1 protein-coding gene is annotated in these 8,920 nt (G+C 69.4%); it reads right to left on the reverse strand.

Features of this window, described 5'->3' with window-relative positions:
• Positions 1-8,881: type I polyketide synthase (locus AB0I81_RS34535; protein WP_360665417.1), on the reverse strand; the 8,881-nt coding region annotated here is incomplete at its 3' end.
• Positions 8,882-8,920 lie beyond the last annotated feature (39 nt).

Genomic DNA, 8,920 nt, shown 5'->3' on the forward strand with positions numbered 1-8,920 from the left:
CCACGCCGTCCGACCCCACCGTGACCGTGACCACGTCCGGCACCTCGTCCAGCGAGGACAGATCACCGACCAGCTCAACCACACTCACACCGGCCCGCGCACCCGGGGCTTCCGGCAGCGCAACCCAATCCAGACCGAACAGCGACTCCCGCTCCGCGCTACCACCGGCGAGCTGATCGAACGAGACCGGACGCAGGATCAGCGAGCGCGCCGACAACACCGGCGCTCCCTCCCGATCGACCGCCGTCAATGACACCGCATCGTCGCCCGACCGGGCCAGCCGAACCCGGAGCAGAGCAGCGCCACCCGCATGCAGGCACACGTCCTGCCAGGAGAACGGCAACCGCGTACCCGCCGCAACATCCAGCCCGACGAACGCCGACGCATGCAACGCCGCATCCAGCAACGCCGGATGCACCCCAAAGGAACCCGCACCCGCCTGCTCCGGCAGCACGACCTCAGCGAACACCTCGCCATCTCGCTGCCAGACCGCCCGCAACCCCTGAAACACCGGGCCATAGCCCAGCCCTCCGACGGCCAGCTCCTCATACAGCCCGTCCAACTCGATCGCGATCGAACCGACGGGAGGCCACACTGCCGTGTCGAACGGCGCGGCGGCCTGGCTGTCCGGGGCAAGGGTGCCGGTGGCGTGTTGCACCCACGGCACGTCGTCACCCGCCTGCGCGGGGCGCGAATAGATGCTCAAGGTTCGGCGGCCGGTCTCCTCCGGCGCGCCCACCACGACCTGCACCACAACCGACTCGCCCTCGCCCAGCACCAGCGGCGCGGCCAACGTCAACTCCTCGACAAGGGCGCAGCCGACCTGGTCGCCGGCCCGTACCGCCAGCTCAAGGAACCCGGTGCCGGGGAAGAGCACCATCCCCGCCACCGTGTGGTCGGCCAGCCATGGATGCGATCGCGACGACAGCTGACCGGTCAGCAGAGCGCCGTCCGAGTCGGCCAGGCTCACGGCGGCATCCAGCAGAGGATGCCCCGCCGCAGCCTGGCCCAGGTTGCGGACGTCGCCCATCCGCTGCGCGCTGGGCCAGTACCACTCGTGCTGGAACGCGTAGGTGGGCAGGTCGATCCGGCACCCGCGCGGGAGCACCGCCTGCCAATCCACCGGCACCCCGTGCACATGCAGCTCGGCCAGCGCCGTCATCGCCGTCAACTGCTCGTCGCGGTCCTTGCGCAACACCGGCACCAGAACGGCGTCCGAGTCTGCGAGCGTGTCGGCGACCATGGCGGTCAAGATGCCGTCGGGGCCCAGCTCCAGATACGTTCCCATGCCCCGCGCATGCAAGGCACGAACACCATCGGCGAACCGGACCGCGCCCCGAACCTGCTCCACCCAGTACTCCGGCGAGCACAACCGCTCGGTTGCCTCCCCGATCAGGGTGGACACGATCGGGATCTCCGGCGAACTGTAAGTCAGCGTCTCGGCGACCGCACGGAAGTCCTCCAGCATCGGGTCCATCAACGGCGAATGGAACGCATGCGACACCCGCAACCGCCGCGTCTTAACCCCACGCGACTCCAGCACAGCCGCCACCGCAAGAACAGCCCGCTCATTCCCGGAAATCACCGTGGATGCCGGACCATTCACCGCCGCCACCGACACCTCACCCCGACACCCGGCCGACAGACCGACGCCCCCATCGGCCAGCAGAGCGGCGACATCCTCCTCGACCGCCTGCACCGCCACCATCGCCCCACCCGCAGGCAACGCATGCATCAACCGCGCCCGCGCCGCCACCAAAACGCACGCGTCCTGAAGAGACAGCACCCCGGCCACATGCGCCGCCGTGATCTCCCCGACCGAGTGCCCGGCCAGCACGTCCGGACGCACACCCCAAGAAGACACCAGCCGGAACAGCGCCGTCTCCAACGCGAACAACGCCGGCTGCGCCCACCCCGTCTGATCCAACGCCTCCGAATCGGAGAACAACACCTCCTGCAGCGACCCCTCCAACAACGGATCCAGCTCCGCAATCACCTCGTCCAGAGCCTCGGCGAACACCGGGAACCGCTCATACAGCTCCCGGCCCATCCCCGCCCGCTGACTGCCCTGACCGGTGAACAACATGGCCAGCTTCGGCTCAGCCCCGGCCACCCCGCGCACCACACCCGGCAGATCCTCGGCCACCGCGCCCAGACCAGCGAGCGCACTCTCGCGATCCCCAGCGATGACCACCGCACGATGCTCAAACGCCGACCGCGTCGTGGCCAGCGAGAACGCAACGTCAGCCAACCCCGGCCCGTCGCTCAGGTGAGACGCCAGCCGCCCGGCCTGCGCCCGCAACGCCTCCTCCGTCCTCGCGGAAACCAGCAACGGCACCACACCACCGACCGGCTCCCGCTCCTCCACGGCGACCTGCGGCCCCTGCTCGATGATCACGTGCGCATTCGTGCCACTGATCCCGAACGACGACACACCCACCCGACGCGGCCGGCCAGCCTCCGGCCATTCGGTTGGTGCGGTCAGCAACTCGACCGCCCCCACCGACCAATCCACGTGCGACGACGGCGCATCCACGTGCAACGTCCGAGGCAGCACCCCATGCCGCATCGCCATGACCATCTTGATCAGACCCGCGACACCGGCGGCAGCCTGAGTGTGACCGAGATTCGACTTGATCGACCCCAGCAACAACGGCCAATCACGATCCTGGCCGTAGGTGGCCAGCAGCGCCTGCGCCTCGATCGGATCACCCAGCGTCGTACCGGTGCCGTGTCCCTCGACCGCATCCACGTCGGACGGCGTAAGTCCTGCCATGGCCAGGGCATGGCGGATCACCCGCTGCTGCGAAGGACCATTGGGCGCGGTCAACCCGTTCGACGCGCCGTCCTGGTTCACCGCCGAACCCCGCACCACCGCGAGCACCTGGTGACCGTTGCGCTGGGCGTCCGACAGCCGCTCCAGCACCAGCACGCCCACACCTTCGGACCAGATGACCCCATCGGCGGCATCGGCGTAAGACTTGCAGCGGCTGTCACCCGCCAAACCGCCCTGAGCGCTGAAGTCGATGAACGCCCCCGGGTTCGCCATCACCGTCACACCACCGGCCAACGCCAGCGAACAGTCACCACCACGCAGCGCCTGCGCCGCCAGATGCAACGCCACCAGCGACGACGAACACGCCGTGTCCACCGTCACCGCCGGGCCCTCCAGACCCAGCGCATAGGACAGACGACCAGTCACGACACTGCTCGCAGTGCCGGTGCCCACGAAACTCAGCGCCTCCGGCGGGAAAGACACACTGCTGGCGTAGTCGTGGTACATCACCCCGGCGAACACGCCCGTCTGACTGCCGCGCAACGACACCGGGTCGATCCCGGACCGCTCGACAGCCTCCCAGGTCACCTCAAGAAGCAGCCGCTGCTGCGGATCCATCGCCAACGCCTCACGCGGCGAAATCCCAAAGAACCCCGGATCGAACTCCCCCGCCTCATACAAGAAACCGCCCTCACGCACATAACTGGTCCCCCGGCTCTCCCGATCCGGACTGTAAAAAGCCCCCAGATCCCAGCCCCGCGTAGTCGGAAACTCCGAGATCGCATCCCCGCCCTCGGACACCAACCGCCACAGATCCTCCGGCGAGGCAACCCCACCCGGATAACGGCACGCCATACCCACGATCACGATCGGATCGTCCGCCACCGGCACAACAGGCCCGGGAATGACCACACCGGCGTCCTCACCGAGCAACTCCGCCAGCAAGAACTCCGCCAGCACCGAAGGCGTCGGATAGTCGAACACCAGCGTGGACGGCAACCGCAACCCCGTCACCGAGTTCAGCCGGTTACGCAACTCCACCGCAGTAAGCGAGTCGAAGCCCAGCTCACGAAACTCCCGCCGCACCTCCACCGTCCCCGGCGAAGCGTGTCCCAACACCATCGCCACCTCGGTGCGAACCAGATCCACCAGCACCTCGGCACGCTCGGCCGCCCCCAGCGGAGCCAACCGCTGCAACAACGTCGCCGCCACCACAGAACCCGACGCCGCCGACCGCCGACCACCCCGCACCAACCCACGCAACAACCCCGGAACCTCACCATGAGCCCGCAACACCGACAGCTCAAGCCGAACCGGAACCAGCAGCGCATCCTCCCGCGCGATAGCCGCCTCGAACAGCGCCAAACCCTGTTCCACCGTCAGTGGCGGCACCCCGGCCCGCGTCATCCGCCGCATGTCGGTGTCGTCCAGCGTGCTGGTCATCCCGGTGTCCTGAGCCCACGCCCCCCAGGCCAGCGACAGCCCGGGCAGACCGGCCGCCCGCCGCTGCTGGGCCAGCGCGTCCAGGAACGCGTTCGCCGCGGAGTAGTTGCCCTGACCGGCGTTGCCCATTACCCCGGCCAAGGAGGAGAACACCACGAACCCGGCCAGATCCAGATCGCGGGTCAGCTCATGCAGATGCCAGGCCGCGTCCACCTTCGGCCGCAGCACCGCCTCCAGCCGCTCCTCGGTCATCGCCGCGATCGTGCCGTCCGCCAGCACACCCGCCGCGTGAATCACCGCGGTCAGCCGATCGACACCGGCCAGCAGCGTCGCCACCTGATCACGATCCGCCACGTCACAGGCGACGATCTCCACCTCGGCACCATGCGCGATCAGCTCGGCCCGCAACTCCACCGCGCCCGGAGCGTCCAAACCCCTCCGGCTGGTCAGCAGCAGACGCCGCACACCCCGCTCGGTCACCACATGCCGTGCGAACACCGCGCCCAGACCGCCGGTGCCACCCGTGATCAGTACTGTGCCCTCGGGGTCCCATGCCGGGTCCAGATCTCCGCCGAGCGGAACCCGGGCCAGTCGCGGTACGCGCAACGCACCCTCACGTACCGCCACCTGCGGCTCACCCAACGCCGACGCGGTCGCCAGCACTTCCGCCGGCAACGAAGGCCCGTCCACATCGACCAGTGCGAACCGGCCCGGCTCCTCCCACTGCGCCGACCGCACCAAACCCCACACCGCAGCGGCCGCCAGGTCCGACACCGTCTCGCCCTCGCCCACCGCGACGGCACCCGAGGTCACGAACACCAGCCGGGAACGCGCGCAACGCTCATCGGCCAGCCACGCCCGCACCAGACCCAGCACCTCAGCGGTCACCCCATGCACCGAGGCGACCACCTCATCGGACCCGGCGGAGCCGATCGCGACGGTCACCACGTCCGGCACCGTCTCCAGGGCCGCCAACGCCGCCGCCGACGTCGAGGCCAGCTCCACCGAATCGAAGTCGATGGCGGACACTGCCGCTCCATCGGGCAACGCCGTCCAAGCGAGCTGAAACAGCGAGTCCCGGCGCAGGTCACGGCCGCCGCCCGCGGCCAGCTGGTCGGCCACGACGGGCCTGAGCACCAGTGACCGCGCCGACAGCACCGGCTCCCCGGCCGGGTCCACCGCGAGCACGGAGACGGAGTCACCGCCGACCCTGTCCAGCCGGACCCGCAGTACGGACGCGCCACCGGCGTGCAGGCACACCTCACCCCACGAGAACGGCATCCGGCCGCTCCCGACGTCGTCCAGCTCGGCGAAGCTCACCGCGTGCAGCACCGCATCCAGCAGAGCCGGATGCACGCCGTACGAACCCGCGCTCGACACCGCCTGTTCCGGCAGGCCAACCTCGGCGAACACCTCACCCCCCGCACCGCGCCAGGCCGCCCGCAGCCCTTGGAACACCGGCCCATAGCGGAACCCGCCCTCGGCCAGCCGGTCGTACAAACCCTCCAGCTCGATGGGCGCGACATCCCGTGGCGGCCACACCGTCGTGTCGAAGCCATCACCGACCCGCGACCCGGAAGCCAGCACACCAGAGGCATGCCGCACCCACGGCTCATCCTCGGCGGCCTCGGCAGGGCGAGCGTAAATACTCAAATTACGGCGACCCGACTCGGCCGCCGACCCCACCCACACCTGCACCGCAACGGCATCCCGCTCACCGAGCACGAGAGGCGCGGTCAGGGTCAGCTCCTCCACCAGGTCACACCCGACCTGGTCGCCGGCCCGTACCGCCAGCTCAAGGAACCCCGTACCCGGGAAGATCACCGCGCCCCCGACCGCATGATCGGCCAACCACGGATGCGACGCGAGGGACAAGCGTCCGGTCAGCAGTACGCCGTCCGAGTCGGCCAGACTCACGGCGGCGCCCAGCAGGGGGTGCCTGGTCGCGGACAGGCCCAGGACGCGGGCGTCACCGCTGTGCCTGGCGTTCGGCCAGAACCGCTGATGCTGGAAGGCGTAGGTCGGCAGGTCCACCCGGCGCCCGCCGGTGAACAGGGCCTGCCAGTCCACCGCCACCCCGTGCACGTGCAACCGGGCAAGTGCCTCGGTGACGGCGCCCGGCTCATCCCGGTTATTGCGCAACACCGGCACCACCACCGCATCGACGGTGTCGGCGGCCATGGCGGTCAGCACCCCGTCAGGGCCCAACTCCAGGTACACCCCCACGCCCTGACCTTGGAGGGTACGGATGCCATCGGCGAAGCGGACGGCCCCACGCACCTGGTCCACCCAGTAGTCCGGCGAGCACAACTGCTCGGCCGTGACCGTTTCTCCGGTCAGGGTGGAGACGATCGGGATCCGCGGCGGGGCGTAGGTCAGCCTCCCGGCCACGGCACGGAAGGCCGCCAGCATCGGGTCCATCAACGGCGAATGGAACGCATGCGACACCCGCAACCGCCGCGTCTTCACCCCCAAGGCGTCGGCCACCTCAAGAACGGCCTGCTCAACCCCGGAAATCACCACCGAGGCCGGACCGTTCACCGCCGCGATCGACACCTCACCCTCACGCCCGACCAGCAGAGCGGCGACGTCCTCCTCGGCGGCCTGCACCGCCACCATCGCCCCACCCTCAGGAAGCGCCTGCATCAACCGAGCCCGCGCCGCCACCAGCACACAGGCATCCTCAAGCGACAGCACCCCAGCGACGTGCGCCGCCGTAATCTCCCCGATCGAGTGACCCGCCAGCGCGGCCGGCCGCACACCCCACGACTCCACCAACCGGAACAGCGCCGTCTCCAACGCGAACAACGCCGGCTGCGCCCAACCGGTCTGATCCAACGCCTCCGAGTCGGAGAACAGCACCTCCCGCAGCGAACCGTTCAGCAACGGGTCGAGCGCGGCGATCACCTCGTCGAACGCCGCCGCGAACACCGGGAACCGGTCATACAGCTCCCGGCCCATCCCGGCCCGCTGACTGCCCTGGCCGCTGAACAGCATGGCCAGCTTCGGCTCCGCCTCGGCCACCCCGCACACGGCACCCGGCAGATCCTCGGCCACCGCACCCAAACCGGCCAGCGCACTCTCACGATCGCTCGCCAGCACCACCGCCCGGTGCTCGAACACCGACCGCGTCGTGGCCAGCGAGAACGCGACGTCCGCCAGCCCAGGCCCGTCACTCAGGTGAGACGCCAACCGCCCGGCCTGCGCCCGCAACGCCTCATCCGTCCTCGCGGACACCAGCAACGGAACCACGCCCAGCTCCTGCCACTGCGGAGCCTCCTCTGCCGCCGGTCCTTGTTCCAAGATCACGTGCGCATTGGTGCCACTGATCCCGAACGACGACACACCCGCCCGGCGCGGTCGGCCGACCTCCGGCCACTCCACCGCCTCGGTCAGCAGCTCCACCGCACCAGCCGACCAGTCCACGTGCGAGGATGGCTCGTCCACGTGCAGCGTCTTCGGCAACACCCCGTGCCGCATGGCCATGACCATCTTGATCACACCTGCCACACCGGCAGCCGCCTGCGTGTGACCGATGTTCGACTTGATCGAGCCCACCAGCAGCGGCCGATCGCGATCCTGACCATAGGTCGCCAGCAGCGCCTGCGCCTCGATCGGGTCGCCCAGCGTCGTACCCGTACCGTGTGCTTCTACCGCGTCCACCTCGGCAGGCGAGAACCCGGCACCGACCAGCGCCTGCCGGATCACCCGCTGCTGTGAAGGGCCGTTCGGCGCGGTCAGACCGTTGGAAGCGCCGTCCTGATTGACCGCAGAACCCCGCATCACCGCCAGAACCTGATGCCCGTTGCGGCGTGCGTCCGACAACCGCTCCAGCACCAGTACGCCGACGCCCTCGCCCCAGCTCGTGCCGTCGGCGCTGTCGGCGAACGCCTTGCACCGGCCATCAGGCGCCATTCCGCCCTGCGCGCTGAACCCGACGAACACCATCGGCGACGCCATCACCGTGATCCCGCCGGCCAGCGCCAGTGAGCACTCACCCGACCGCAGCGCCTGCGCCGCCAAGTGCAGCGCCACCAGCGACGACGAGCACGCCGTGTCCAGCGTCACCGCTGGGCCTTCCAACCCCAGCGTGTACGAAAGGCGACCCGACAACACGCTGGCCGCCAGACCCGTGACGCCGTGAGCGCCCGTGTCCGCCTGCAGGCTCGTGAGCAGGCTCATGTAGTCCTGGCCGTTGGTGCCCACGAACACACCGGTCGAGCTGCCCTTCAGCGAGACCGGATCGATCCCGGCCCGCTCAACCGCCTCCCAGGAGGTCTCCAGCAACAACCGCTGCTGCGGATCCATCGCCAGCGCCTCACGCGGCGAAATCCCGAAGAAACCCGCGTCGAACCCCACCGCGTCCGCCAGGAACCCACCCTGAACGGCCGCGATCCCGCCCTGCCCGTCGGGTGACTGCGGCACCTGGAGTTCTTCCCAGCCCCGATCGGCCGGGAATGACGAGATCGCGTCCCCACCCTCGGCCAACAACCGCCACAAGTCCTCAGGAGAGGCGACTCCACCAGGAAAGCGGCACGCCATCGACACGATCGCGATCGGATCGCGCTTGCCCGACTCGACCTCTTCGAGCCGTCGTCGGGTCTCGTGCAAATCGGTGGCGACCGACCTGAGGTAGTCAATGAACTCCTGGTCTTCTGACATGGGAGAAGCCCTCCAGAGTACGCGCTCCTGGGGCCGGGG

This window comes from Nonomuraea sp. NPDC050404 (assembly GCF_040655495.1).
Taxonomy (GTDB): Bacteria; Actinomycetota; Actinomycetes; order Streptosporangiales; family Streptosporangiaceae; genus Nonomuraea.